The sequence below is a fragment of the Leifsonia sp. RAF41 genome (assembly GCF_052114085.1).
Lineage (GTDB): Bacteria > Actinomycetota > Actinomycetes > Actinomycetales > Microbacteriaceae > Leifsonia.
The window spans coordinates 1,057,405-1,080,776 of sequence record NZ_JBFREB010000001.1 but is presented as its reverse complement, the minus strand read 5'-3'; the positions used below and the strand labels follow the sequence as shown (position 1 = coordinate 1,080,776).

The window sequence follows — 23,372 nt, the reverse complement described above, 5'->3', positions numbered from 1 at the left end:
CCGCCCGCCGCGCACAGGGCACGGCGGACGGGCGCTTCGTCAGCTAGCGGTGGTCGTTCTCGTGGCCGTGCGAGTGCGCGGCGCCGCGACCGTTGGTCGGCTCGGGCATCGACTTCTGCACCTGCATGAGGAACTCGACGTTGCTCGAGGTCTCCTTCAGGCGGCCGAGGACGATCTCGAGGGCCTGCTGCTGGTCGAGCCCGGCGAGGGCGCGGCGCAGCTTCCAGGTGATCTTGACCTCGTCCTGGCCCATCAGCATCTCCTCGCGGCGGGTGCCGGAGGCGTTCACGTCGACGGCCGGGAAGATGCGCTTGTCGGCCAGCTGGCGCGACAGGCGGAGCTCCATGTTTCCGGTGCCCTTGAACTCCTCGAAGATGACCTCGTCCATCTTGGAGCCGGTCTCGACGAGAGCCGACGCCAGGATGGTGAGGGAGCCGCCGTGCTCGATGTTGCGGGCAGCGCCGAAGAAGCGCTTCGGCGGGTACAGCGCCGAAGCGTCCACGCCACCGGAGAGGATGCGGCCCGACGCGGGAGCGGTCAGGTTGTACGCGCGGCCCAGGCGGGTGATGGAGTCGAGCAGCACGACCACGTCGTGGCCCAGCTCCACGAGGCGCTTGGCGCGCTCGATGGCGAGCTCGGCGACTGTGGTGTGGTCTTCGGCGGGGCGGTCGAAGGTGGAGGCGATGACCTCGCCCTTCACCGTGCGCTGCATGTCGGTGACCTCTTCGGGACGCTCGTCCACCAGCACGACCATGAGGTGGACCTCAGGGTTGTTGGCGGTGATCGCGTTGGCGATCTGCTGCATCACGATGGTCTTACCGGCCTTGGGCGGCGCGACGATCAGGCCGCGCTGGCCCTTGCCGATCGGTGCGACCAGGTCGATGATCCGCTGGGTCACCTTCGACGGCTCAGTCTCGAGGCGGAGGCGCTCCTGCGGGTACAGCGGCGTCAGCTTTCCGAACTCGACGCGTGCGGCCGCCTCTTCCGGGGTCTGGCCGTTGACCGAGTCGACCTTCACCAGCGCGTTGTACTTCTGGCGGGTGTTGTTCTCGTTGTCGCGGGGCTGGCGGATGGCGCCGACCACGGCGTCGCCCTTGCGCAGGCTGTACTTCTTCACCTGGCCGAGCGAGACGTACACGTCGCTGGCGCCCGGCAGGTAGCCGGTGGTGCGGACGAACGCGTAGTTGTCGAGCACGTCCAGGATGCCGGCGACGGGGATCAGGACGTCGTCGTCGGTCAGCTCCGGCTCGAACTCGTCGCCGGGAGTGGTGCCACGACGCTTGCGATTGCGGTCACGGTAGCGGCCGCCGCGCTCGTCGAGCTGGTCGTTCTGCGGGCCCTGGCCACGGTTCTGCTGGCCGCCCTGCTGGCCACCGCCCTGCTGCAGGTCCTTGGGCTGGCCCTGCTGGTTCTGCTGCGGCTGCTGGCCCTGCTGCGACTGCTGGCCCTGCTCGTTCTGCTGGGCGTTGTTGTTCTTGTTGCGGTTGCGGTTGCGGCGGTTGCGGCCGGTGCCCTGCTGCTCGTTCTGAGCGGAGTCGCCCTGGTCGCCCTGCTGGTTGTCGTCCTGGCGCGTGCCGTCGGCCTGGTCGGCCGAAGCCTGCTCGCCACGGAACTGCTCGCCCTGCGTCTGGCCGTTCTGGGTCGCGTCCTGCTCACCGTTCTGGCCGCCCTGACCACGGCCGCGACGACGACGTCCGCCGTTGGCCTGGCCCTGCTCGCCGCCGTTCTGCTGGCCGCGGGCCTGCTCACGGGAGGCGAGTGCGGAGTCGAGGAGCGCATCCACGTCGGGGATGAGCGACTCGACGCCGGTGGCGCCGGAGTTGACGTGCGATCCGGCGGCCACGCCGCCGGCGTTGCCGTCGGCCTCGGTACCGGCGGGCTGGTCGCCAGGCTGGGCGCCGCCGAGCTGGGTACCGTCGGGGCTGCTGGCGCGGCGCGAGCCGCGACGGCGCGGTTCGCGAGCGGCATCCGCCTCGCGAACAGGGTCGGTCTGCGGCAGCACCGGGTCGCCGACGGTGGGCTCGACGCGCTCGGCGCCGGCCGGCTCAGCGATGAGCGGCTCGGCGATCAGCGCCTCGGTCAGCACCTGCGAGGCAGCGGCCGGCGCAGCCGGCTCCGCCTCCACGGCGTCGGACGATGCGGCATCGACCGATCCGGCGTCGGCCGTCTCGATCAGGGCCGGCTCGGCCGCGGCGGCCGGAGCGGACGCCGCACGGGCTGCGGCGATCGCCTCGACCAGCTCGCCCTTGCGGAGCCGGTTTGCGCCTGGGAGCCCGATCTCAGCGGCGAGAGCTTGCAGCTCCGCCACCTTGAGGGTCGTCAGGTCGCTGGTTTCCACGCCCCCGGCGTGGAGTTTGACATCAGTCACGAAAGAGGGTCCTTTCCCCCGGCGCGCCCTGCGCGCCGTATGTGAAGCTTCGTCACATGAACTGCCGGTACGTGCTGCGTTCTGATTCGCGCTACGTCGCCGCCCCGTTTCTCTATGAGAAGAGACTCGGGAGGGCAGGCAGGAGTGACGGCATGATTGCTAGGAGATCACCCGGAAGCTGGATTCGCTCGTGACGCGGGTTCTTCACGGGTGCGGTTGCAGTTTACCACCTCAGCGGTGACACTCAGGACGTCACGCGACCGGTGTGTCCGACCGCGCGTCCGACCGTGCTTCCTGGCGCGACACGGTCGCCCCCTTGAAGTCGACGGCCAGCATGAGCGGCTGCCAGCGGGTCTGCGCGGACTCCTCCACGAGCTTGGCCGCCGCGAGTCGCTGACTCGGGTCGCTGCCCAGGACGAGGATCGAGGGGCCGGCGCCGGAGACGACGGCCGCGAAGCCGTTCTCCCGCAGCAGGGTGATCAGGCGGTCGGTCTCCGGCATGGCCGAGGCGCGGTAGCTCTGGTGGAGCTTGTCCTCGGTGGCCGCGTGCAGCAGCTCGGGGCTCTGGATGAGAGCGGCGACGAGCAGTGCCGAGCGGGAGACGTTGAACACGGCGTCCTCATGAGGGACGGACTGCGGCTGGAGGCTGCGCGCCAGAGCCGTCGACATGACGTGCTCGGGCACGAGGACGAGCGGCGAGACACCGCGGTGGACGATGAGCTTCTTGAAGCGCGGGCCGTCCGGCGTCACCCAAGCGATGGTCAGGCCGCCGAAGAGGGCGGGCGCGACGTTGTCGGGGTGCCCCTCCATGTCGTTCGCCAGCGCCAGCAGCTGCTGCGCGTCGAGGTCGACAACACCCTCCAACAGCCCCTTGGCCGCCATGATGCCCGAGACGATCGCAGCTCCCGAGGAGCCCAGCCCCCGGCCGTGCGGGATGCTGTTGCGCGCCCGGAGGTCGAGCCCGGGAAGCGGGACGCCGACCGCGTCGAAGGTGTGCGCGATGGCCCGGACGACGAGGTTGGCCTCGTCGGTCGCGACCTCGCCCTCGCCGACGCCGATGACCTCGACGGTGGCGCCGGGCGCATCGCGAACCGACACCTCCAGCTCGTCGTACAACGCGAGCGCGAGCCCGAGCGTGTCGAAGCCGGGACCGAGGTTCGCACTCGTCGCGGGGACCTTGACGACGACCCTGCGGCCGCGGAGGTCGGCCGAGGTCACGCGGTCGCCTCGGCGGCAGTGTGCGCGGAGTCGGCCGTGCTGGAGTCGGCGACCAGGCCGAGGACGTCGGCGATGGCGGACGTGTCCACCGGCACGACGGTCGGCTGCACGTCGGAGCCGTCGGCCGTGCGGAGCGCCCACTGCGGATCCTTGAGGCCATGGCCGGTCACCGTGAGCACGACCGTCGCGCCGGCCGGGATCAGGCCTGCGGCGGAGCGCTCGAGGAGACCCGCGACGCTGATCGCGGACGCGGGCTCGACGAAGATGCCGACCTCGGCCGAGAGGATGCGGTGCGCCTCCAGGATCTTCGCGTCGTCGATCGCGCCGAAGTAGCCGTCGCTGTCGTCGCGCGCGTTGAGCGCGAGCTCCCACGACGCCGGGTTGCCGATGCGGATGGCGGTGGCGATCGTGTCGGGCTCCTTGACCGTGTGGCCGAGAACGATCGGTGCGCTGCCGGCCGCCTGGAAACCGAGCATGCGCGGCAGCTTGGTGCTTTCGCCGCGCTGCAGCTCCTCGGTGTAGCCGCGGTGGTAAGCGGTGTAGTTGCCCGCGTTGCCGACCGGGACGATGTGGAAGTCCGGGGCGTCGCCGAGCGCCTCCACGACCTCGAACGCTGCCGTCTTCTGACCTTCGATGCGATCGGGGTTGACGGAGTTGACGAGGTGCACCGGGTAGTTGGTGGCGAGGTCGCGAGCGATGTCGAGACAGTCGTCGAAGTTGCCCTGCACCTGCAGCAGCTGCGCGTTGTGCGCGATCGCCTGGCTGAGCTTGCCCATCGCGATCTTGCCCTCGGGCACGAGCACGACCGCCTGGATGCCCGCGTGCGTCGCGTATGCCGCAGCCGACGCCGACGTGTTGCCGGTGGAGGCGCAGATGACCGCCTTCGCGCCGTGCTCGACCGCCTTGGAGATGGCCATCGTCATGCCGCGGTCCTTGAACGAACCGGTCGGGTTCATCCCCTCGAACTTCACCCACACATCGGCGCCGGTACGCGCGGAGAGCGCGGGAGCCGGGATGAGCGGCGTGCCACCCTCGCCGAGCGTGACGATCGGAGTGGCGTCGGAGATGTTCAGGCGGTCCGCGTACTCACGCAGGACGCCTCGCCACTGACGACTGTAGGCCTTCGGCTGGGGCATTACGATCCTTCGACTCGGAGAACGGAAGAGATGGCGATGACGACGTCACTCGCCGCGAGAGCCTCGACGGTGGCCGCAAGTGCGGCCTCCTCGGCTTCGTGGGTGCCGATCACCAGGGTAGCGGTGGGTGTCGCGCCGCCGTGAATCGGGGCGCCGGGATCTGTCGCCGCGTTACCCGCGATGACGACGGGTCCGGTGTGGCTCGGTACCGACTGCTGCACGGTCTCGACGCTGACCCCTCCATCACTCAGGATGCGTGCGACCGCGGCGAGCACGCCCGGCTGGTCCTCGACATCCAGAGTGATCTGGTACCGCGTCACGACCCGGCCGACGTCGAGCACCGGCAGGTCGGAATGCGTCGACTCGGCGACCCCGGGGCCGCCGACGACGTGGCGGCGCGCGGCCGAGACCACATCACCGAGCACGGCGGAGGCCGTCTCGACTCCGCCGGCACCGGCACCGTAGAACATCAGGTCGCCCGCCGCGGCGGACTGCACGAACACGGCGTTGTGCGCGCCGTGCACGGCGGCGAGCGGGTGGTCGCGGCTCACCAGCGCCGGGTAGACGCGGGCCGAGACGCCCTCCTCCCCCGTCTCCGGGTCGGTCAGGCGTTCGCAGATGGCCAGCAGCTTGATGACGGCGCCCGACGCGCGCGCCGCATCCACCTGCGCCTTCGTCACGCTCGTGATGCCCTCGCGGTAGACGCGGTCCAGCGGCACGGTGGTGTGGAAGGCGAGGCTCGCGAGGATGGCGGCCTTCTGCGCTGCGTCGTACCCGCCGATGTCGGCGGTCGGGTCGGCCTCGGCGTAGCCGCGGTCGGTCGCGATCGCCAGGGCGTCCTGAAGGGTCTCGCCGTTCACATCCATGCGATCGAGGACGAAGTTGGTGGTGCCGTTGACGATGCCGAGGATGCGGTTGATCCGGTCGCCGGCCAGGCTGTCGCGCAGCGGGCGGATGATCGGGATGGCACCCGCGACAGCCGCCTCGTAATACAGCTGTGCACCGACCTGCTCGGCCGCCTCGAACAGTTGGGGGCCGTGCGTGGCCAGGAGCGCCTTGTTCGCGGTGATCACGTCGGCGCCGGAGTTCAACGCCTCGAGCACGTAGCCGCGGGCGGGCTCGACGCCCCCCATCAGCTCGACGACGATGTCAGCGCCGAGGATGAGCGAGCTCGCGTCGGTCGTGAACAGCTCGCGCGGCAGGTCGACGTCGCGCTGCGCATCCACATCGCGGACGGCGATGCCGACGAGTTCGAGACGGGCGCCGACGCGGGAGGCGAATTCATCGCCCTGTTCGAGCAGGAGGCGCGCCACCTGGGATCCGACGGAGCCGGCCCCGAGCAGGGCCACACGGAGGTTGCGGTATTCGATCATGCCTGGCTGCGCTCCTTCGCGGTGCTGCGGGTGCTGGAGATGGACGGGTCGTACGCTGCATCGCGCGCGAGCAGGTCGTCGATCGTCTCGCCCCGGACGATGACGCGGGCCTCGCCGTCCCGGACGGCAACGACCGGCGGACGGCCGACGTGGTTGTAGTTGCTGGACAGCGGCCAGCAGTAGGCGCCGGTCGCCGGCACGGCGAGCAGGTCGCCCGGCTCCACGTCGCCCGGGAGGTACTCGGCGTTCACCACGATGTCGCCGCTCTCGCAATGCTTGCCGGCGACACGCACGAGTGCGGGTGCCGCCTGCGAGGTGCGGTTCGCCAGACGGGCGGAGTAGTCGGCCTGGTACAGGGCGGGTCGCGCGTTGTCGCTCATTCCGCCGTCGACGCTGACGTAGCGGCGGATGGCGATCTCGCCGTCGTCCTGGAAGGCCACTGGGACATCCTTCGTCGTGCCGACGGTGTAGAGCGTGAGCCCGGCGGTTCCGATGATCGAGCGGCCCGGCTCGAACGCGACGACCGGCACCGGGATGTCGAGCTCCTCGCATCCCGCCGCCACCGTCTCCGCGATACGCCGGGCGAGCTCGCCGATCGGCGCGGGATCGTCTGCCGACGTGTACGCGATCCCGAAACCGCCGCCGAGGTTGAGCTCCGCCACGTCGCCGCCGGCCAGCAGCCGCTTGTGCAGCGTCAGGAGGCGCGCTGCCGACTCGGCGAAGCCGTCCGCGCCGAAGATCTGCGAGCCGATGTGGCAGTGCAGGCCGCGGAAGGCGAGCGACGGGTGCGAGCGGATGCGCTCGACGGCATCCACGGCGTGGTCCAGCCCGATGCCGAACTTCTGATCCTCGTGCGCCGTCGCCAGGAAAGCGTGCGTGTGCGCGTGCACCCCGCTGTTGACGCGCAACCGGACGCTTTGCCGCACCCCGCGCCGCTCGGCCGCCGCTGCGATCCGGTCGATCTCCTGCAGGCTGTCGATGACGATCGCACCGATGCCCCCCTCGACGGCCCGGTCGATCTCGGCGAATGACTTGTTGTTGCCGTGGAAGCCGAGCCGCTCGGGGTCCACCCCGGCAGCGAGCGCGACCGCCAGCTCGCCGCCGCTGCAGACGTCGATGAAGAGGCCGGCCGCGTCCATCCAGCGCGCGATCTCGATGGTCAGGAACGCCTTGCCGGCGTAGTAGACCTTCGCGGCGGAGCCGATCTCGGCGAAGGCGTCGTCGAACGCCTCCCGCACCTCGACGGCGCGAGACCGCGCGTCGTCCTCATCGATCACGTAGAGCGGCGTGCCGAACCGAGCGGCGAGAGCACCGGCGGAGACGTCCCCGACGATGAGTTCACCGTCGGAGCGCTTCGTCGTGCGGGACCACAGGCCCGGTGCGAGGGCGTTCGCGTCCGCGGGGACGCGCAACCACGCGGGGGCGAGCGGGTTGGGGCCGGCGGCGACGGGCGCGGCAGAGTCGGGATGGGCCATAGGGATCCTCACGGGTGGCGACGAGTGGGGGCCTCCTAGGCGAGCGGACCCGGATTGGCCCCTGAAGCCGGATGGAGAGAACACCAGAAGTCTATCCAGCCCGCAGCGGGCGCTCAGTGCGCATTACGCAGGGCGCCCACGCACGCTTACGAGCAGCTGCCCTTGCTGTTGAGGAACGTCTCGTCCATCACGAAGTCCGACGCGGTCAGCGTGACCGTCGCGTGCCCCGGCGTCACGACGATGTCGGACACCTCCACGCCCTCCGGGAGGTACTGGGCCGCGCACACCGGGAACGGGCCCTGCGACGTGAGCGCCTGAAGGAGGCGGTTGAGGTTGACGTTGCCGGCCCCCGTCTTCAGCGAGGCCTTGTCCGCGGTGAGCAGCACCTGCTTGCCCGCCGCCTCCGGGGTCGCCGTCACCGTGTAGTCGACGGGGAGGCCGAGCAGGTTGATCGATCCGTCGTAGCCGATCGTTCCGTTGCCGAGCGTGATGTCTCCCGTTGCCCCGGGGATCTGCACCAGCTTGTTCAGCGACTCCTGGCTGATGGAGAGGGTGCCGGTGGCGTCGGAGATGGGCTTCGAGAAGTCGGCGGGAACTCCCGTCGCAACCAGTTCGGCACTCAGCGGCGCCCCCTTGACGACAAGCTTCGGCGCCGTCAGCTCCACCCTCTGGAACGTGCCGACAAGGTACTGCTGCAGCACGGAGAAACCGCCGATGTGCGTCGTGATCTGGCCGTGGATGTCGGAGGGCAGACTCTTCTCGATCTCGTTCGACACGCGCTGCTCGGAGTAGGCGCGGACGGCGGAGTCGACCACCACGAGCAGCACCACGACGACGACCACCGGGATGCCGATCCAGAGCACGAGGCGCAGCCAGAGGGGCCGGCGTCGCCGGATGGGCGCCTCGGGCGCCGGGAGAACCTGCGTCGTGTTGTCACTCATCCTCGTCCCCCTCACATGCGGTCGGGCGCCGAGACTCCCAGCAGCCCGAGCCCGTTGCGGATGACCTGGCCGGTGGCGTCGTTCAGCCAGAGGCGGGTGCGGTGGAGGTCGGTCACGGGCTCATCGCCGTGCGGGAGGACGCGGGTGGAGCCGTCCCGCACCGCGTACCAGGCGTGGTACAGGCCCGCGAGCTCTTCCGTGTAGCGTGCGACGCGGTGCGGTTCGCGCAACTCCGCCGCCAGAGCGACGATGCGCGGGAACTCCTGCAGGCCGCCCAGTAGTGCCGACTCCGTCTCGTGCGTGAGCAGCTCGGGAGCGAACACGCTGCGGTCGACGCCTGCCTTCTCGGCATTCGCGGCGACGGAGCGGGTGCGGGCATGCGCGTACTGGACGTAGAACACCGGGTTCTCATTGCTGCGCTTGGCCAGCAGGTCGAGGTCGATGTCGAGCTGGGAGTCGGTAGACGAGCGGACCAGGGCGTAGCGCGCGGCGTCGACGCCCACCGCATCCACCAGGTCGTCGAGGGTGACGATCGTGCCCGCCCGCTTCGACATCCGGACCGGCTCGCCGTCTTTCACCAGGTTGACCAGCTGCCCGATGAGGATCTGGAGGTTCACGTTCGGCACGTCGCCGAACGCCGCCACCATCGCCATCATCCGGCCGATATAACCGTGGTGGTCGGCGCCCAGCATGATGATGTTCTGCTCGAAGCCGCGTTCGCGCTTGTCGAGGTAATAGCCGAGGTCGCCCGAGATGTACGCGGGCTCGCCGTTGGAGCGGATGACGACGCGGTCGCGGTCGTCGCCGAAGTCGGTGGTCCGCAGCCAAATCGCGCCGTCGGCCTCGAAGATGTGGCCCTGCTCGCGGAGGCGCTCGATCGCGCGCTCGACGGCACCGGATTCGTGCAGCGAGTCCTCGTGGAAGTAGACGTCGAAGTCGACGCCGAACGAGTGGAGGCGGTCCTTGATCTCCTCGAACATCAGCTGCGTGCCGATGGAACGGAACGCCTCCTGCTGCTGCTCACGCGGCAGGTCCGCGAGGTCGGTTCCGCGTGCGGAGGACTCGGCGACGACGCGTTCGGCGATCTCGCCGATGTAGGCGCCGCCGTAGCCGTCCTCCGGGGTCGGCTCACCCAGGTAGGCGGCCAGCAGGCTGCGCGCGAACCGGTCGATCTGCGAGCCGTGGTCGTTGAAGTAGTACTCGCGGGTCACCTCCGCGCCCTCGGCCTGCAGGATGCGCGCCAGGCTGTCGCCGACGGCCGCCCACCGAGCGCCGCCCATGTGGACGGGGCCGGTCGGGTTGGCGGAGACGAACTCCAGGTTGACGCGCAGGCCGTCGTAGACGTCGCCGCGACCATACGCGTCGCCTGCCTCGATGATCGTCTGCGCGAGCTGGCCGGCGGCGGCCGCCTCCAGGCGGAAGTTGATGAACCCGGGACCGGCCACCTCGGCCGAGGCGACGCCGTCGATGCCGGCCGCGGCGGACGCGATCTGCTCGGCCAGCTCGCGCGGGTTCGCTCCGACCTTCTTGGCGATGCGCATGGCGACGTTGGACGCCCAGTCGCCGTGGTCGCGGTTCTTGGGCCGCTCCAGAGGCACGTCGTCGACGGTGAGGGTCAGTTCCGGGATGTCGGCGCCCGCCTCGCGTCGCTGCTCGACCACCGTCGTCACGATGTCGAGGAGGGCGGCGGAGAGATCAGCGGGTGTCATGACGAACGATTCTACCGGGCCGGAGGGACCGCCCCGGATGGCGGTGCGCCCTGGCAGTTCCGACCCGTCTCCAATTGATAGGGTCATCGCGACGCGCGCTCCCGCACAGCGCGCGCCGAGCACAGAGACGAGTCGCCTGATGACCACCACCACCCGCCGCTTCGCCCTTCTCGCCGTAACGACCACGGTCGTCCTGGCCGCCACCGTCGCCCTCGCCGGCTGCACGCCGTCCGCGACGCCCGCCACCCCCTCGCCGAGCCGGACCGCCACCGCGGCCCCCACGCCGAGCACGACTCCGCTGCCCGTCGTGACCCCCACCGCGCCGCCGACGCCGGTCGGGCTCACCTGCGACCAGGTGCTGACGGCCGACCAGGTGTACGCGTTCAACCCCAACTACGGCGCCGACCCGAACTACGCGCCCAAGGACGGCTCCCTCGAGAAGAAGATCGTCGACTGGCAGGGCGTCGCGTGCGGCTGGCTCAACCAGACGAGCAGCGACGTCGTCCAGATCGCGGTGGCCAAGCCGCCGGTGGATGTGATGGAGAGCCTCAAGAACAGCGCGATCACCGACTCCAAGCCGGTGCCGACGTACGGCGTCCCGCCGGAGATCGAGGGCTACTTCAAGCCCGGGTCCGCCGGACAGGTGCAGATCTTCCGGGGACCGTACTGGATCGTGGCCGAGTCGAGTGCGTTCTTCGAGCCGGGGGACGCCGGCCCGCTGATGGAGAGCGTGCTGGGCAACATCCCCGCGTCCTGATCCAGCGCCGGGCCGCCTCCTCGCGGTCGGGCCTGGGCTCGCGGCCGCCGTGTCTTCGCCTGCTGTGCGGGGATGCTAGCCTGGTTGGGCACCCTGGCCCCCATAGCTCAGGGGATAGAGCGTCTGCCTCCGGAGCAGAAGGCCGTAGGTTCAAATCCTACTGGGGGCACCATTCCTTCATTCGTGAGCCGCTTCATCCGAGAGCCGCATGGACTGTTCCTACTTCGACGCCGGCGTGTGCCGCTCGTGCACGCTGATGGGTGTGCCGTACGCGGAGCAGCTCGAAGGCAAGGACCGTCTCGCCCGCGAGCTGCTGTCCCCGTTCGGGGATGCCGTGTGGCTTCCGCCGGTGGCGAGCGCTGAGGCGGGCTACCGCAACAAGGCCAAGATGGTCGTCGGCGGCACCGCGGACGCGCCCACGATCGGCATCCTCGGCGAGGCGGGGCGCGGTGTAGACCTGCGCGAGTGCGGCATCTGCGCACCGGGCATCCGCGCGGCGCTTCCGGTGCTCGCTGGGTTCATCACGCGGCAGCGGCTGGAGCCGTACAGCGTGCCGGATCGGCGCGGTGAACTGAAGTTCGTCCTCGTGACGGAGTCCCCCGACGGTGAGCTGATGGTGCGGTTCGTCGCCCGTTCGGAGCACACGGTGGCGCGGGTCAAGGCAGGGCTGGACGGGTTGCTGGCCGAACTGCCGCGTGCGCGCGTGGTGACGGTGAACCTGCAGCCCGAGCACAAGGCCGTGGTCGAGGGCGATACGGATGTGGTGCTCACTCGCGAGTCGGCGCTCCCGATGCGAATGGGGCCGATCTCGCTACGGCTGCGCCCGCAGAGCTTCTTCCAGACCAACACGGCCGTCGCGACCGAGCTGTACGCGCAGGTGTCGTCGTGGGTCGACGAGATCGCTCCCGCCTCGGTATGGGACCTGTACTGCGGGGTCGGCGGGTTCGCCCTGCACGTCGCTGCGCCGGGGCGCCGCGTCGTGGGTGTCGAGACCAGCCGCGAGGCGGTCCGCAGTGCTCGCGCGAGCGCTTCGGCTGCGGGCCTGCCTCAGGTAGCGTTCCGCGCAGGCGACGCCACCGCATTCGCTCTCGGAGCGGTCACCGCTCCTGAACTGGTGATCGTGAATCCACCCCGTCGCGGCATCGGAGCGGAACTCTCCGCCTGGCTCGAGGGTTCGGATGTCCGGAGCGTGGTCTACTCCAGCTGCAACCCCAAGAGCCTCGCCCACGACCTGGCCCGGATGTCGTCGTACAGCATCCGGACCGGCCGCGTGCTCGACATGTTCCCGCAGACCGGCCACATGGAGGTGGCCGTCCTGCTCGAACGGCGCTGAGCTGACCCGCTGGCCCAGCGGCTAGCTGGCAGCCGACTCGCGCTTGGGAAGCTTCCAGCCCGGGCGCACGTAGTGGCAGGTGTACCCCCACGGGATGCGCTCCAGGTAGTCCTGGTGCTCGGGCTCGGCTTCCCAGAACTCCCCTGCCGCAGTCACCTCGGTGACCACCTTGCCCGGCCAGAGGCCTGAGGCGTCCACGTCGGCGATGGTGTCCTCGGCGATCCGGCGCTGCTCGTCGTTCTCGTAGAAGATCGCCGAGCGGTAGCTGGACCCGACGTCGTTGCCCTGACGGTCCTTCGTCGACGGGTCGTGGATCTGGAAGAAGAACTCGAGGAGGTCGCGGTAGCTGGTGCGCTCCGGGTCGTACTCGATCTCGATGGCCTCGGCGTGGCCGCTGTGGTTGCGGTAGGTGGCGTTGGGGACGTCGCCTCCGGTGTAGCCCACCCGCGTGTCCGTCACGCCTGGGAGCTTGCGGATGAGGTCTTCCATGCCCCAGAAACAGCCGCCGGCGAGGATTGCCTTCTGCGTCATTGTGGTCTCCTTGATGTCGTTGATTCTGTGTCGTTACTTCTGGAAAAGGTGGGCGTACTGGCCGTACCCCGCCTCGTCGAGCTCAGCGAGAGGGACGAAGCGGAGAGCAGCGGAGTTGATGCAGTACCGCAGTCCGCCCTCTTCGGCGGGCCCGTCGTCGAACAGGTGGCCGAGGTGGCTGTCGCCGTGAGCCGATCGGACCTCCGTGCGCACCATGCCGTAGGTGCTGTCGGTCTTCTCCACGATGTTGCCGGGCTCGACCGGGATGGTGAAGCTCGGCCATCCCGAACGGCTGTCGTACTTGTTCACGGACGCGAAGAGCGGCTCCCCCGACACGACGTCGACGTACAGGCCCTGGTCGTGGTTGTCCCAGAAGCGGTTGCGGAACGCCGGCTCGGTGGCGGCCTCCTGTGTCACCGCGTACTGCTGCGGCGTGAGACGGCTGACGGCCTCCGGGTCCTTGCGGTAGTCCTGTGTCACGTTTCCTCCTCGTGCGGTGCGCTGGCTGCAACACCTTCAGTAGATGGAACACGCGACCCCACCCGGATGGTCCCGTCCTTCCTGTGAGTTCGCCGTGTGCGCGAGGACACTGCGGATGCGACTCAGAACGACGTCCCACTCCCCCAAGACCTGGGCCGCGGAGACGCGAAGGCGCCGCAGATCGAGTGCGGCCATGATCGCATCCCGTGCTCGGTCGCGCTCGAACTGCCTTCGATCGTTGTGGAATGCGAAGCCGTCGATCTCCAGGTAGACGACTCCATCGACCCGCATGTCGACGCGCCCGACTCCGACGACATGCACCTGCTGCTCGACGATGTGGCCGAGACCTTGCAGACGCTGCCGCACGATCGACTCGACGCCCGAATCCGCACCGGCGCGAGCCAGGCCGCCCCGGGCTCGTACGTTCACCGGTTGCCGGGCGAGCACCTCCCGGAGGGCGACGGGGTTGGTGAAGCCGGCGGAGATGGCCGTATCGAAGACGGCGACCGCGGTCTCCTGGTCCGCACACCGCGCTACCGACCTGAGGCAATCCCCGAGGCTCACCCTCCAGACCTCCGCGTGAGGCTCGAGCGGAGACCAGTGGCACAGGTGTCCGGAGCGCGGGCCTGCCCGAGCGTTGGGCGCGAACTGCAGATGAAGCCGGGCATCGTCTCCCGACCACAAGCCATAGCTGCGGGCCGCCGTCACGCAGGAGAGGCGCCCTCGAGCCGCGATCGCGGCCATTGCCGCCGCTGGTGCGGACGGCAGCGCGTAAATGCCCGTGCGCGGACGCCACAGCGAGCCCTCCCGCACCGCCGCTGTCAGTTCGTGGGACGAGGCGCCGGCGGCACGCAGCTGACGGGCGGAGGCTATGCCGCCGAGGCGGTCAACAGTAACGAAATCGATCATGGTGCGAGCCTCCCATCGCCCGCGGACGGCCGGCGCGGCCTGCCTGAATCTGTGGATAGCCGAGCGGGGACGCCGATTGTGAAACGAAGGAGATCGGGGTTCGAATCTCCTTCGATTGGCAGTCCTGCGGGAGATTCGAACGTGAGCCGACCGAACCTCCTTCGCTGGCGACCGTGCAGAGGCTAGACGGGCGAGGCGGGCGACCTCTAGCCTGGCGCCGTTCCGAGAGTGTCGCCCCACCCGTTCACAGCACCGAACGAAGGAACACGCATGCCGAATCCCACCATCGTCCTGGTCCACGGAGCCTGGGCTGACGCGTCCAGCTGGAACCCTGTCATCACCGACCTGCGCAGCCGCGGCTACACGGTGCTCGCACCGCCGAACCTCCTGCGCCAGGCGGCATCGGACGGTGCCTATGTCGCGTCGTTCGTCGCCCAGCGCACCGAGGGCCCGGTCGTGCTCGTCGGGCACTCGTATGGTGGCGCGGTCATCAGCGCGGCTGGGCTCGGCGGCGGCGACGTGCGCGCACTCGTCTATATCGACGCCTTCATCCCCGACGAAGGGGAGACGGTTTTCGGCCTCCTCGGCGGTTCCGGGTCGGCACTCGATGTGCCGGACCCGACCACCGTGCTCGACATCGTCGGCTTCCCGGGCGCCGCAGAGGGCAACGCGGACGCGTACCTGAAGGCGTCCACCGTGCACCAGTTCTTCGCTCAGGACCTGCCGGAGGAGGCGCGCGATCAGATCGTCGCGGGTCAGCGTCCGATATCGCTGGAGGCCAACACGACTCCGGCGGGAGCGGGAGCGTGGCAGAGCCGTCCGGTGTGGGCCGTGGTCGGCACCGAAGACAAGGTCATCCCGCCGGCGCTGCAGCGGCGGATGGCGGAGCGCGCCGACGCGACCATCATCGAGACGGCGTCAAGCCACGTCTCGATGCTCTCCGCGCCGGATGTCGCCGTCGGAGCGATCGTCGCCGCGGCCGAATCCATCGGCTGAGCGCTCGATTCTCGGCTCCCCACCGCCCTAGAGCCCGGGCCCATCGACCCGGGCTCTACGGCCGGGCCTCGTGGCCGGGCTCGCCGTGCGTCCTCCGCTCCTCCTTGAGCTCTGCCTCGAAGAGGTGGCGGCGACCGCCGGCGAGCCGGTCGCGTGCCTCCCGCTCCAGGTCCCGGAACACCGAGTAGTAGCCGTCGTCGTAGTCCTCGACGATCTGGAAGGTCCATCGGCCGGCGATGACGTTTCGCCCGAGCAGTTCGCGCTCGATCCGGTCACCGAGTTCCGTGTGACCCGCGTCGCGCAGCTTCGAGACCGCCTCGCCCAAGGTGAGGTCGGCGGTGCCGGTCAGCCGGTGGAATCCGTACAGGAGCCCCCGGGCGTGCTCCACCACCTCCAGCGCTTCGGACAGCGAGCCGAGCGCATCCACTGTGGCGTCGTCGAGCCCCGCTGGCCGGGTGTGGGCCGCATCGGGTCCGTCGCCTGTGTCCTGCTCGGTCTCGTCGGCGGCATTCGCACGATCGGTCATCGGCTCTCCTTCGTGGTCGGGGGGACGTCGTCGGGGTCGATCGCGACCGGCTCGCCGTCCGGTTCGCGGATCACGGGGATGGCGTCGGTGAACTGCTGCGCCCGCTGCTCGCCGTCCGGCGATCCGCTGAACAGCCGGCCCTCCTCCTCGCTCCGAGCGCGCGGAGGCCGCTCGAGCGCCTCCGGTCGCTCGGCCAGCTCGACGCGCTGCCTCGGGAGGGACCCCGGCGAGTAGCGCTGCATCCAGTCGATCAGGCGCTCCCGCACCAGGCAGCGCAGGTCGAACAGAGTCGGCGCATCCTTCGCCGTGACCAGGACGCGGACGCGCACCCAGCCGCCGACCGCATCCGTCACCTGGAGGATGCCCGTGCGCTTGTCCCACAGGTCCGTATCGGCGAGGACGCGGTTCAGCTCGGCGCGCATCCCTCCGGTGGAGACGCGCCAGTCGAGGTCGAATTCGACCGAGCCGAGTAGCTCGCTGTGCTGGCGTGTCCAGTTCTCGAAGGCCTTCGTCGTGAAGTACGTCGACGGCAGGACGAGTCTGCGGTCGTCCCAGACATGGACGACGACGTACGTGAGCGTGATCTCCTCGATCGTGCCCCATTGCCCCTCCACGACCACGACGTCGTCGATGCGGATGGCGTCCGAGAAGGCGAGCTGGATGCCGGCGAACAGGTTGGCCAGGCTCGACTGGGCGGCAACACCCGCGATGATGCCGACGATCCCCGCTGACGCGAGCAGGCTCGCGCCGGCCGCCTGCAATGCGGGGAAGGTCAACAGGATGGCGCCCAGTCCGATGACGACGGCAGCAACAACGGTGAGGCGGCGGAGGATGAGCACCTGCGTCCGCACACGGCGCGCGTAGCGGTTGTCCGGAACGTCGAGCCGGTAGCGGTCGAGCCCCAGATCCTCCACGAAGATCACGAGCGCGGCGGCGAACCACACTCCGGTGGCGATGGCCAGGATCAGGAACGCGTGATGGATGCCGCTCCTCCAGGCCGCCGTGGTGTCCGGCGGCAGGGTGACGGCGACCGCGATCCACAGCACGATCACGAGGAGGAAGAGCCGGAAGGGGACGCGCGAGCGGCGGATCAGCAGCGCGGGCCACTGGCGACGCCGGCCGATGAGCCGAAGGATGAGCGCCAGGATGGCGGTGACGACGACCGCGACGACAACGGCAAGGAGGCAGGCGCTGGCCAGGCCGGGCCAGCTGCGCAGGGGGAACACGGGTCGACGGACTCCTCGGGTCGGGATGCGTGACGGAGTGTACGCGCGCGCCGGTCGAGCCTCCACCTGCTTCGCGAGCACCGCCTCCCGGGACTAGCCTGTCCAATCGGGGCAGATCCCGACCGAGCGTGAAGGAGCGGCAATGGCAGCGACACGGACACTCTTCATCGGGGGGACGGGCGTCATCAGCTCGGCCTGCGTGGCGGAGGCGCTGGACCAGGGCCACGAGGTGACCGTGGTGAATCGCGGCAACAGCTCGATCCGTCCCCTGCCCGACGGTGTCGAAGTGCTGCACGCCGACATCCGCGACCCCGAGAGCGTCCATCGGGTGCTGGGTGAGCGCAGTTTCGACGTGGCGGCTGAGTTCCTCGCTTTCACGCCCGAGCATGTCCGGACGGACTTCGACCTGTTCGAAGGCCGGGTCGGCCAGTTCGTCTTCATCAGTTCCGCATCGGCGTACCAGAAGCCGCCGTCACGCGTGCCGGTCACCGAGTCCACCGCGCTCAGGAACCCGTTCTGGCAGTACTCGCGCGACAAGATCGCCTGCGAGGACCTGCTGGTGGAGGCGTACCGTGACCGCGGCTTCCCGGTGACGATCGTCCGTCCGTCTCACACCTACGACCGCACGCTCATCCCGACGTCGGGTGGCTGGACGGATCTGGCCCGGATGCGCCGCGGCGCCCCCGTCGTCGTGCACGGCGATGGGACGAGCCGATGGACCATCACGCACAACACGGACTTCGCCGTCGCCTTCGTCGGGCTGCTGGGGCTGCCCGAGGCGGTGGGCGACAGCTTCCACATCACGGGGGACGAGGCCCCGACCTGGGACCAGATCTACTGCGACCTCGCCGAGGCGCTCGGAGTCGAGGCCGACCTGGTACACGTCGCCAGCGAGTCGATCGCCGCCGTCGTGCCGGACCTGGGGCCTGGCCTGCTCGGCGACAAGGCGCATTCGATGCACTTCGACAACAGCAAGGTGAAGGCGCTCGTGCCCGGCTTCCACGCGCGCGTGCCGTTCGCCCGCGGGGCCGGCGAGATCGTCGAGTGGTTCCTCGCCGACGCCGAGCGCCAGAAGGTGGACCCGGACCTCGATGCCGCGTTCGACCGCCTGGTGGACCACGCCCGCGCGTTCGCCTGAGCGCGGTCCCTCGACGAGTGGTGAGTCGCTGCTCGAATGGGGGTCGAGTTGCGACCAGATGTCACCACTCGTCGGGTGCCGCTACTTCGAGTAGCCGCCGGATGAGGACGACGAGGATGCCGACATGATCTTCGTGCCGTCCGGACCGACGACCCACCAGATCCCGGCGAAGCCCTGGCCGGTGACATCACCCGCGGAGGTGTCCTGGGCGAAGGTGTAGAGCGGCCAGCCGTTCAGCGTGACCTGCTTCTTGCCGTCGACCCCGGTGATGGTGCCGATGGTCCCGGTGACGCCGGTGACGGCCGGGTGGTCGCTGGTGGCCTCGATCGCCGGCCACTGGGCGGCGCAGGCGCCCGTGCAGACGCTCTTGCCGGAGTTGGCAGTGTCCTTGTCGAAGACGTAGGCGGTGAGGCCCTTGCCGTCGACGACGACCGTGCCGAGTGTCGTCGATCCGGTCTTCAGGATCTCTCCTCCCGAGGCGGATGCGGAGGAGGACGACGATGACGACGACGGGGACGGGCTCGCCGGCGCCCCGTAGCCGCTCCCGGACCCTCCTCCGGACGAGCAGGCGGCGAGCGCGAGGAGCGCGGCGGCGGCTCCGGCGGTCAGAGCGCCGAGGCGGATGCGTGCAGTGATGGTTCTCATGAGCGGATGCTCCCTTCCATCCTGTGCACGCTGCCGGGGCCCCGAATAGTTCAGCTTCTGAGGGAACAATCAGGGCACAATTCGAAACAAGAGCTTTACTATAAAGAAACTTTCCTGATACATTCTCGCGAAAGCATCGTTCCAACGAAGGGATGAGGATGACCGGACCGGTTCGGGGCACCCCCGGGTGGCTGCGCGAGACCAACGACCGCACTGCGCTGTCGCTGCTGCTCGAGCACGGCGTCCTCACCCGCAACCGCATCGGCGAGCTCTCCGGGCTCTCCAAGCCCACCGCCGCCCAGATGGTCTCGCGGCTCGAGACGGCGGGTCTCATCCACGTCGTCGGCGAGGTGTCCGGTGGACGGGGACCGAACGCCGCGAGCTACGCGGTCCGCACCGATCGGATGCTCGGCGTCGCGATCGACATCGACGCGGAGGTCATCCGCTCGACCGTCGTCGACGCCGCCGGCGAGGAGCGACCCATCGCCGTCACCCCGCTCGCCGGCCGCTCCCCCGAGGTGGATGTGCGGCTCGCGATCGACGCGGCATGCGAAGCGGCGGGCGTCGACCCCGAACGCGTCGGCGCCGTCTGCATCGGCGTCCAGGGCGCGCTCGACCCGCGTACCGACGAGCTGACCTACATCGAGACGCTGCCCGGGTGGCCCAAGCAGGGCATCCGCCGCCGCCTCGGCGACGCGCTCGGGCGTGCGGTGCGCATCGACAACGACGTGAACCTGGCGGCCCTCGCCGAGCGGACCGACGGTGCCGGACGCGACGCGGGCGGCTTCGCGCTGCTCTGGATGGGCGAAGGCCTCGGCCTCTCCGTCGACCAGGGCGGCAGCGTCCACCGGGGCGCGTCGGGCGGCGCGGGCGAAATCGGCTACCTGCCCATCCCTCGCTCGGCGGCCGAGTTGGATGCGGACGCCCGCGACCTGCAGGACCTCATCGGAGGTCCCGCCGTCGCGCGCCTCGCCGACGCCCACGGGCTGTCACCGCAGTTCGACGGCACACCCGATGCGCGCGAGGCCTTCCTGCACGAACTGGCCCGCCGCGTGGCCGTGGGCGTCGTCCCCGTGCTCGCCCTGCTCGATCCCGAACTCGTCGTCCTCGGTGGCGCGACAGGCCAGGCCGGCGGTCCCCGCCTCGCCGCGCTGGTCACCGCCGAGCTCCGCCCCGCCTGGGGCGACCGCAGCGTCGTCGCGACCGGCGTCGCTGCTCATCCCGTCCTCCGCGGAGCCCGGGAGCACCTCATCGGCGACGTGCGCGATGCGCTCTTCGCCGAAGTGTCGCGGATCGCACCGTAGCGTTCCGCGTCCTGCCATTGCACCGTCTGCCCTGCATCATCCACCCGCACCACCAGCAGTGAGGGAGTCACACCCGTGAAACACCGTCATCTCATCACCGCGGCCGCGGTCACCGCCGCCGCCGCGCTCGTCCTCTCCGGATGCTCCGGAGGGTCCGGAAGCGCGACCTTCAGCGAGACCACGCCGAAGGACCTCAGCGGCACTGTGTCGTTCTGGCACTTCTTCTCCGACCGCGAGGCGAAGGTCATCCAGTCGGTCGTCGACGATTTCGAGAAGAAGTACCCGAAGATCAAGGTCGACGTCCACTCCGGCCAGGACGACGAGAAACTCCAGAAGGCGATCGCCACCGGAAGCAAGGTCGACGTCGGACTGTCCTACTCCACCGATATCGTCGGCAACTTCTGCTCCAACGGTGCCTTCCGCAGCCTGAACAAGGTCATCGAGCGGGACGGCGTCGACATGGGCCAGTTCTCCGACACCGTGAAGTCGTACACCGAGTACAAGGGCACGCGCTGCGCGATGCCGATGCTCGCCGATGTGTACGGCCTCTATTACAACAAGGACCTTCTGCGGGGCGCCGGCTTCACCGCGCCGCCGAAGACCCTGGGTGAACTGGAGTCGATGGCCGAGAAGCTGACGACCTTCAAGGCGGACGGCTCCATCAAGACCCTCGGCTTCAACCCAACCATGGGCTGGTACGAGAACTCGGCCGCCCACTACGGCCCGGCCGCCGACGCCGCATGGCTCAAGCCGGACGGCACCAGCGCGATCGGCTCGAGCGAGGGCTGGAAGGAGCTGATGACCTGGCAGAAGGGGTTCGTCGACAAGATCGGCTGGGACAAGCTCAATACCTTCACCTCGGGACTGGGCCAGGAGTTCTCCGCGGATAACGCCTTCCAGACCGGGCAGGTCGCGATGAACCTCGACGGCGAATACCGCACGGCGTTCATCGACGACCAGGCGAAGCAGCTGAACTACGGCACCGCGCCGTTCCCGACAGCGGACAACCACACCGACCTCTACGGCGGCGGCTACATCACCGGGAACATCATGGGCATCTCGAAGGGGTCGACGCAGCCCGAACTCGCCTGGGCGCTGATGAAGTACCTGACGACCGACACCGACGCCGTCGTGAAGCTTGCGAACGGCCTGAAGAACGTGCCGACCACGAAGGATGCGCTCAACTCGCCGAAGTTGGAGGTCTCGGACCAGTTCAAGACCTTCCTCGACATCGCGTCCAACAAGAACGTCCAGACCACGCCCGCCAGCCCTCTGGGCGCCGGCTACCAGCAGTCGTTCGAGGACTGGTGGAACAAGTACCAGAGCCAGGGCGGCGACCTCGATGCCGGGCTGAAGGCGGTCGACAAGCAGATCGACGACGCGCTCGCGCTGAGCACCGGTCCGTGAGCCGAACGTCATGACCGCGACCATCGATCGTGCGGGGCGGGTCGCCGCCCGCCCCGCACGGCGCTCCCCCGCACGACGGCGGCGGAACCTCGTCACGCTGGCGCTCCTGGCGCCCGCACTGCTGGGGCTGCTGATCTTCTTCGTCTACCCGCTCATCGCCTCCATCTACTACTCGTTCACGCGCTTCGACCTCGTTTCGGCGCCGCAGTGGATCGGGTTGCGCAACTACGAGTACCTGTTCACCCAAGACCCGAACGTCTGGCTCGCGACGCTCAACACGCTGTGGTTCGTCGTGATCTGGGTGCCGGTGAAGACCGCCTTCGCACTGCTCATCGCCGGCCTCCTGGCCCGCGCGCGCCGCGCCTCCGGTCTCTGGCGGACGGTGTTCTACCTGCCGGCGCTGGTGCCGCCGGTGGCGAGCGTTGTCGCCTTCGTGTTCCTGTTCAACCCGGGAACCGGTCCGGTCAACCAGGTGCTCGGCTGGTTCGGGATCAAGGGCCCGCTCTGGTTCAACGACCCCGCGTGGTCGAAGCCCTCGCTGGCACTGCTCGGGATCTGGGTCATGGGCGACATCATGATCATCTTTCTTGCCGCTCTGCTGGATGTGCCGCGCGAGCAGTACGAGGCCGCCTCCCTCGACGGCGCGAGCGGCGCGCAGAAGGTCCGCTACGTCACCATGCCGTCGATTTCGCCGGTGCTGCTCTTCGCCGCGGTGACCGGAGTGATCGCGGCCATCCAGTACTTCACGGAGGCGGCGGTGGCGTCGTCGGTCGCCTCCGGCAAAGCCGTGGTGGGGCAGGGCATCTCCACCAACCTCGGCTATCCGGACGGCTCGCTCCTGACCTACACGCAGTGGCTGTACGTGCGCGGGTTCGGCACGTACCAGCTCGGCTATGCCTCGGCTCTCGCGGTGCTGCTGTTCGTGGTCGCGGCCGTCATCCTCGTCCTGCTGCTCCGCCGCTTCAAGGCGTTCACCCCGGAAGGCGCGCAATGACCTCCGCCACCCTCGATCCCGACACGACCGCGGCGAACCGCCCGCTCGCGCCCCGGCGCATCCCCACGCCGCGTTCGGCACGCTCCCGGCGCATCCTCGCGTGGATCGCCGAGCACGCGGTGCTTGTCGTCCTGGCCGTGCTGTTCGTCGCTCCCGTCGTGTTCGTCTTCCTGACGTCGCTGATGTCGAGCGAGCAGACCCTGACGGCCTCGCTGTGGCCCCAGCCGTTCCGCTGGGACAACTACGTGAAGGTGTTCACGACCGTCCCGCTGGCGCAGTGGTTCGCGAACTCCGCTGTGTACGCAGTGCTCGCCACCGCCTTCATGCTGGTGTCGAGCATCCCGGCCGCGTATGCGCTCGCCAAGATCCGGTTCCGCGGCTCGGGCGTGCTGTTCACCGTGATCATCATCGCGATGCTGCTGCCACCGCAGGTCACCGCGATTCCGATCTATGTGATGTGGTCGCAGCTGGGGCTGACCGGGACGCTGTGGCCGCTCATCCTGCCGAATCTGCTGGGCGACGCGTTCTCGATCTTCCTGCTGCGGCAGTTCTTCCTCACCATCCCGACCGAGTACTCGGACGCCGCACGCATCGACGGCAACGGCGAGTTCGGCGTGCTGTGGCGGGTGGTGCTGCCGATGGCGAAGCCCGGCATCGCGGCGACCGCGATCTTCCTGTTCTTCGCCTCCTGGAACGACTACTACGGACCGCTGCTGTACACATCCGAGAACCCGGCCGCCTGGCCGGTCGCGTACGGCCTCGCGTCGTTCCGCGGTGTCCACGGCACCGACTGGGGGCTCACGATGGCGATGACGATGCTCGTCACCCTCCCCGTGGTCCTCATCTTCTTCTTCGCCCAACGCGTCTTCGTGGAGGGCATCACACTCACCGGCGTGAAGGGATAAC

Annotated in this window: 21 protein-coding genes and 1 tRNA gene; 9 read left to right on the top strand and 13 right to left on the bottom strand. The window is 69.3% G+C overall.

Features of this window, described 5'->3' with window-relative positions; all coding sequences use genetic code 11:
* Nucleotides 1–43: 43 nt before the first annotated feature.
* The 7 genes from rho to argS all read right to left on the bottom strand — a co-directional run bounded on the left by rho (nucleotide 44) and on the right by argS (nucleotide 10,220).
* Entirely contained in the window at nucleotides 44–2,368 is a 2,325-nt protein-coding gene (gene rho, locus AB4Y74_RS05125; RefSeq protein WP_441798040.1) for a transcription termination factor Rho, read from the bottom strand.
* A gap of 252 nt (nucleotides 2,369–2,620) precedes the next feature.
* Nucleotides 2,621–3,586: a homoserine kinase gene (gene thrB / locus AB4Y74_RS05120; RefSeq protein WP_441798039.1), complete on the bottom strand. Its 966-nt coding sequence runs from the start codon at nucleotides 3,584–3,586 to the stop codon at nucleotides 2,621–2,623.
* A complete protein-coding gene (thrC, locus tag AB4Y74_RS05115; RefSeq protein ID WP_441798038.1) occupies nucleotides 3,583–4,722 on the bottom strand; it encodes a threonine synthase in 1,140 nt (379 codons plus the stop codon). Before thrC ends, thrB begins: the two co-directional genes overlap by 4 nt.
* Nucleotides 4,722–6,095 carry a homoserine dehydrogenase gene (locus tag AB4Y74_RS05110; RefSeq protein WP_441798037.1) on the bottom strand — a complete coding sequence of 458 codons (1,374 nt, stop codon included), beginning with the start codon at nucleotides 6,093–6,095 and terminating at the stop codon, nucleotides 4,722–4,724. Before AB4Y74_RS05110 ends, thrC begins: the two co-directional genes overlap by 1 nt.
* Complete coding sequence (lysA, locus tag AB4Y74_RS05105) at nucleotides 6,092–7,570, bottom strand: diaminopimelate decarboxylase (RefSeq protein WP_441798036.1); 1,479 nt, start codon at nucleotides 7,568–7,570, stop codon at nucleotides 6,092–6,094. Before lysA ends, AB4Y74_RS05110 begins: the two co-directional genes overlap by 4 nt.
* A 146-nt stretch (nucleotides 7,571–7,716) precedes the next feature.
* Nucleotides 7,717–8,511, bottom strand: a complete 795-nt coding sequence (locus AB4Y74_RS05100; RefSeq protein WP_441798035.1) for an LmeA family phospholipid-binding protein — start codon at nucleotides 8,509–8,511, stop codon at nucleotides 7,717–7,719.
* An 11-nt stretch (nucleotides 8,512–8,522) separates the two neighbouring features.
* On the bottom strand, nucleotides 8,523–10,220 hold the full coding sequence (argS, locus tag AB4Y74_RS05095; protein WP_441798034.1) for an arginine--tRNA ligase: 1,698 nt from the start codon (nucleotides 10,218–10,220) through the stop codon (nucleotides 8,523–8,525).
* Between the two features lie 139 nt (nucleotides 10,221–10,359).
* Between argS and AB4Y74_RS05090 the strand changes: the two genes are divergently transcribed.
* The 3 genes from AB4Y74_RS05090 to rlmC all read left to right on the top strand — a co-directional run bounded on the left by AB4Y74_RS05090 (nucleotide 10,360) and on the right by rlmC (nucleotide 12,310).
* Nucleotides 10,360–10,977 carry an iron ABC transporter ATP-binding protein gene (locus AB4Y74_RS05090; RefSeq protein WP_441798033.1) on the top strand — a complete coding sequence of 206 codons (618 nt, stop codon included), beginning with the start codon at nucleotides 10,360–10,362 and terminating at the stop codon, nucleotides 10,975–10,977.
* Nucleotides 10,978–11,073: 96 nt separating this feature from the next.
* A tRNA-Arg gene (locus tag AB4Y74_RS05085) sits at nucleotides 11,074–11,149 on the top strand.
* A gap of 36 nt (nucleotides 11,150–11,185) precedes the next feature.
* Nucleotides 11,186–12,310: a 23S rRNA (uracil(747)-C(5))-methyltransferase RlmC gene (rlmC, locus tag AB4Y74_RS05080; protein WP_441798032.1), complete on the top strand. Its 1,125-nt coding sequence runs from the start codon at nucleotides 11,186–11,188 to the stop codon at nucleotides 12,308–12,310.
* Nucleotides 12,311–12,331: 21 nt separating this feature from the next.
* Here the strand turns inward: rlmC and msrA are convergent, their stop codons facing one another.
* From msrA to AB4Y74_RS05065, 3 genes are read right to left on the bottom strand one after another with little or no spacing between them, the layout of a single operon-like run.
* Nucleotides 12,332–12,841 (bottom strand): peptide-methionine (S)-S-oxide reductase MsrA, encoded by a 510-nt coding sequence (gene msrA, locus AB4Y74_RS05075; protein WP_441798031.1) that lies wholly within the window; start codon nucleotides 12,839–12,841, stop codon nucleotides 12,332–12,334.
* Nucleotides 12,842–12,874: 33 nt separating this feature from the next.
* Nucleotides 12,875–13,321 carry a peptide-methionine (R)-S-oxide reductase MsrB gene (msrB, locus tag AB4Y74_RS05070; protein ID WP_441798030.1) on the bottom strand — a complete coding sequence of 149 codons (447 nt, stop codon included), beginning with the start codon at nucleotides 13,319–13,321 and terminating at the stop codon, nucleotides 12,875–12,877.
* Between the two features lie 36 nt (nucleotides 13,322–13,357).
* Nucleotides 13,358–14,230 carry an endonuclease domain-containing protein gene (locus tag AB4Y74_RS05065; RefSeq protein WP_441798029.1) on the bottom strand — a complete coding sequence of 291 codons (873 nt, stop codon included), beginning with the start codon at nucleotides 14,228–14,230 and terminating at the stop codon, nucleotides 13,358–13,360.
* A gap of 270 nt (nucleotides 14,231–14,500) precedes the next feature.
* On the opposite strand from AB4Y74_RS05065, the gene AB4Y74_RS05060 reads away from it, so the two are divergent.
* A complete protein-coding gene (locus AB4Y74_RS05060; protein WP_441798028.1) occupies nucleotides 14,501–15,226 on the top strand; it encodes an alpha/beta fold hydrolase in 726 nt (241 codons plus the stop codon).
* Nucleotides 15,227–15,281: 55 nt separating this feature from the next.
* Here AB4Y74_RS05060 and AB4Y74_RS05055 read toward each other — a convergent pair whose 3' ends face one another.
* Nucleotides 15,282–15,752: a hypothetical protein gene (locus AB4Y74_RS05055; protein ID WP_441798027.1), complete on the bottom strand. Its 471-nt coding sequence runs from the start codon at nucleotides 15,750–15,752 to the stop codon at nucleotides 15,282–15,284.
* Nucleotides 15,749–16,978, bottom strand: a complete 1,230-nt coding sequence (locus AB4Y74_RS05050; RefSeq protein WP_441798026.1) for a mechanosensitive ion channel family protein — start codon at nucleotides 16,976–16,978, stop codon at nucleotides 15,749–15,751. The genes AB4Y74_RS05055 and AB4Y74_RS05050 overlap by 4 nt, the downstream gene beginning before the upstream one ends.
* Before the next feature lie 142 nt (nucleotides 16,979–17,120).
* On the opposite strand from AB4Y74_RS05050, the gene AB4Y74_RS05045 reads away from it, so the two are divergent.
* A complete protein-coding gene (locus AB4Y74_RS05045) occupies nucleotides 17,121–18,116 on the top strand; it encodes an SDR family oxidoreductase (RefSeq protein WP_441798025.1) in 996 nt (331 codons plus the stop codon).
* A gap of 81 nt (nucleotides 18,117–18,197) precedes the next feature.
* On the opposite strand, the gene AB4Y74_RS05040 is transcribed toward AB4Y74_RS05045, so the two are convergent.
* Nucleotides 18,198–18,761 (bottom strand): COG4315 family predicted lipoprotein, encoded by a 564-nt coding sequence (locus tag AB4Y74_RS05040; protein ID WP_441798024.1) that lies wholly within the window; start codon nucleotides 18,759–18,761, stop codon nucleotides 18,198–18,200.
* Between the two features lie 158 nt (nucleotides 18,762–18,919).
* On the opposite strand from AB4Y74_RS05040, the gene AB4Y74_RS05035 reads away from it, so the two are divergent.
* The 4 genes from AB4Y74_RS05035 to AB4Y74_RS05020 all read left to right on the top strand — a co-directional run bounded on the left by AB4Y74_RS05035 (nucleotide 18,920) and on the right by AB4Y74_RS05020 (nucleotide 23,371).
* Nucleotides 18,920–20,065 (top strand): ROK family transcriptional regulator, encoded by a 1,146-nt coding sequence (locus AB4Y74_RS05035; protein WP_441798023.1) that lies wholly within the window; start codon nucleotides 18,920–18,922, stop codon nucleotides 20,063–20,065.
* 75 nt (nucleotides 20,066–20,140) lie between these two features.
* Nucleotides 20,141–21,472 carry an ABC transporter substrate-binding protein gene (locus AB4Y74_RS05030; protein WP_441798022.1) on the top strand — a complete coding sequence of 444 codons (1,332 nt, stop codon included), beginning with the start codon at nucleotides 20,141–20,143 and terminating at the stop codon, nucleotides 21,470–21,472.
* Nucleotides 21,473–21,482: 10 nt separating this feature from the next.
* Nucleotides 21,483–22,466, top strand: coding sequence for a carbohydrate ABC transporter permease (locus AB4Y74_RS05025; protein WP_441798021.1), 984 nt, complete (start codon nucleotides 21,483–21,485; stop codon nucleotides 22,464–22,466).
* The gene (locus tag AB4Y74_RS05020; protein ID WP_441798020.1) at nucleotides 22,463–23,371 is read left to right on the top strand and encodes a carbohydrate ABC transporter permease; all 909 of its coding nucleotides are present in this window, start codon (nucleotides 22,463–22,465) and stop codon (nucleotides 23,369–23,371) included. The genes AB4Y74_RS05025 and AB4Y74_RS05020 overlap by 4 nt, the downstream gene beginning before the upstream one ends.
* The last annotated feature ends 1 nt before the right edge of the window (nucleotide 23,372 follow it).

Bases quoted from the DNA above. Each gene is read 5' to 3' on its own strand.
- AB4Y74_RS05110 (WP_441798037.1), bottom strand. From the start codon at position 6,095: ATGATCGAATACCGCAACCTCCGTGTGGCCCTGCTCGGGGCCGGCTCC.
- lysA (WP_441798036.1), bottom strand. From the start codon at position 7,570: ATGGCCCATCCCGACTCTGCCGCGCCCGTCGCCGCCGGCCCCAACCCG.
- AB4Y74_RS05045 (WP_441798025.1), top strand. From the start codon at position 17,121: ATGGCAGCGACACGGACACTCTTCATCGGGGGGACGGGCGTCATCAGC.
- AB4Y74_RS05060 (WP_441798028.1), top strand. From the start codon at position 14,501: ATGCCGAATCCCACCATCGTCCTGGTCCACGGAGCCTGGGCTGACGCG.
- AB4Y74_RS05020 (WP_441798020.1), top strand. From the start codon at position 22,463: ATGACCTCCGCCACCCTCGATCCCGACACGACCGCGGCGAACCGCCCG.
- argS (WP_441798034.1), bottom strand. From the start codon at position 10,220: ATGACACCCGCTGATCTCTCCGCCGCCCTCCTCGACATCGTGACGACG.
- AB4Y74_RS05035 (WP_441798023.1), top strand. From the start codon at position 18,920: ATGACCGGACCGGTTCGGGGCACCCCCGGGTGGCTGCGCGAGACCAAC.
- AB4Y74_RS05055 (WP_441798027.1), bottom strand. From the start codon at position 15,752: ATGACCGATCGTGCGAATGCCGCCGACGAGACCGAGCAGGACACAGGC.
- thrC (WP_441798038.1), bottom strand. From the start codon at position 4,722: ATGCCCCAGCCGAAGGCCTACAGTCGTCAGTGGCGAGGCGTCCTGCGT.
- msrA (WP_441798031.1), bottom strand. From the start codon at position 12,841: ATGACGCAGAAGGCAATCCTCGCCGGCGGCTGTTTCTGGGGCATGGAA.
- AB4Y74_RS05040 (WP_441798024.1), bottom strand. From the start codon at position 18,761: ATGAGAACCATCACTGCACGCATCCGCCTCGGCGCTCTGACCGCCGGA.
- rlmC (WP_441798032.1), top strand. From the start codon at position 11,186: ATGGACTGTTCCTACTTCGACGCCGGCGTGTGCCGCTCGTGCACGCTG.
- AB4Y74_RS05090 (WP_441798033.1), top strand. From the start codon at position 10,360: ATGACCACCACCACCCGCCGCTTCGCCCTTCTCGCCGTAACGACCACG.
- AB4Y74_RS05065 (WP_441798029.1), bottom strand. From the start codon at position 14,230: ATGATCGATTTCGTTACTGTTGACCGCCTCGGCGGCATAGCCTCCGCC.
- AB4Y74_RS05025 (WP_441798021.1), top strand. From the start codon at position 21,483: ATGACCGCGACCATCGATCGTGCGGGGCGGGTCGCCGCCCGCCCCGCA.
- AB4Y74_RS05100 (WP_441798035.1), bottom strand. From the start codon at position 8,511: ATGAGTGACAACACGACGCAGGTTCTCCCGGCGCCCGAGGCGCCCATC.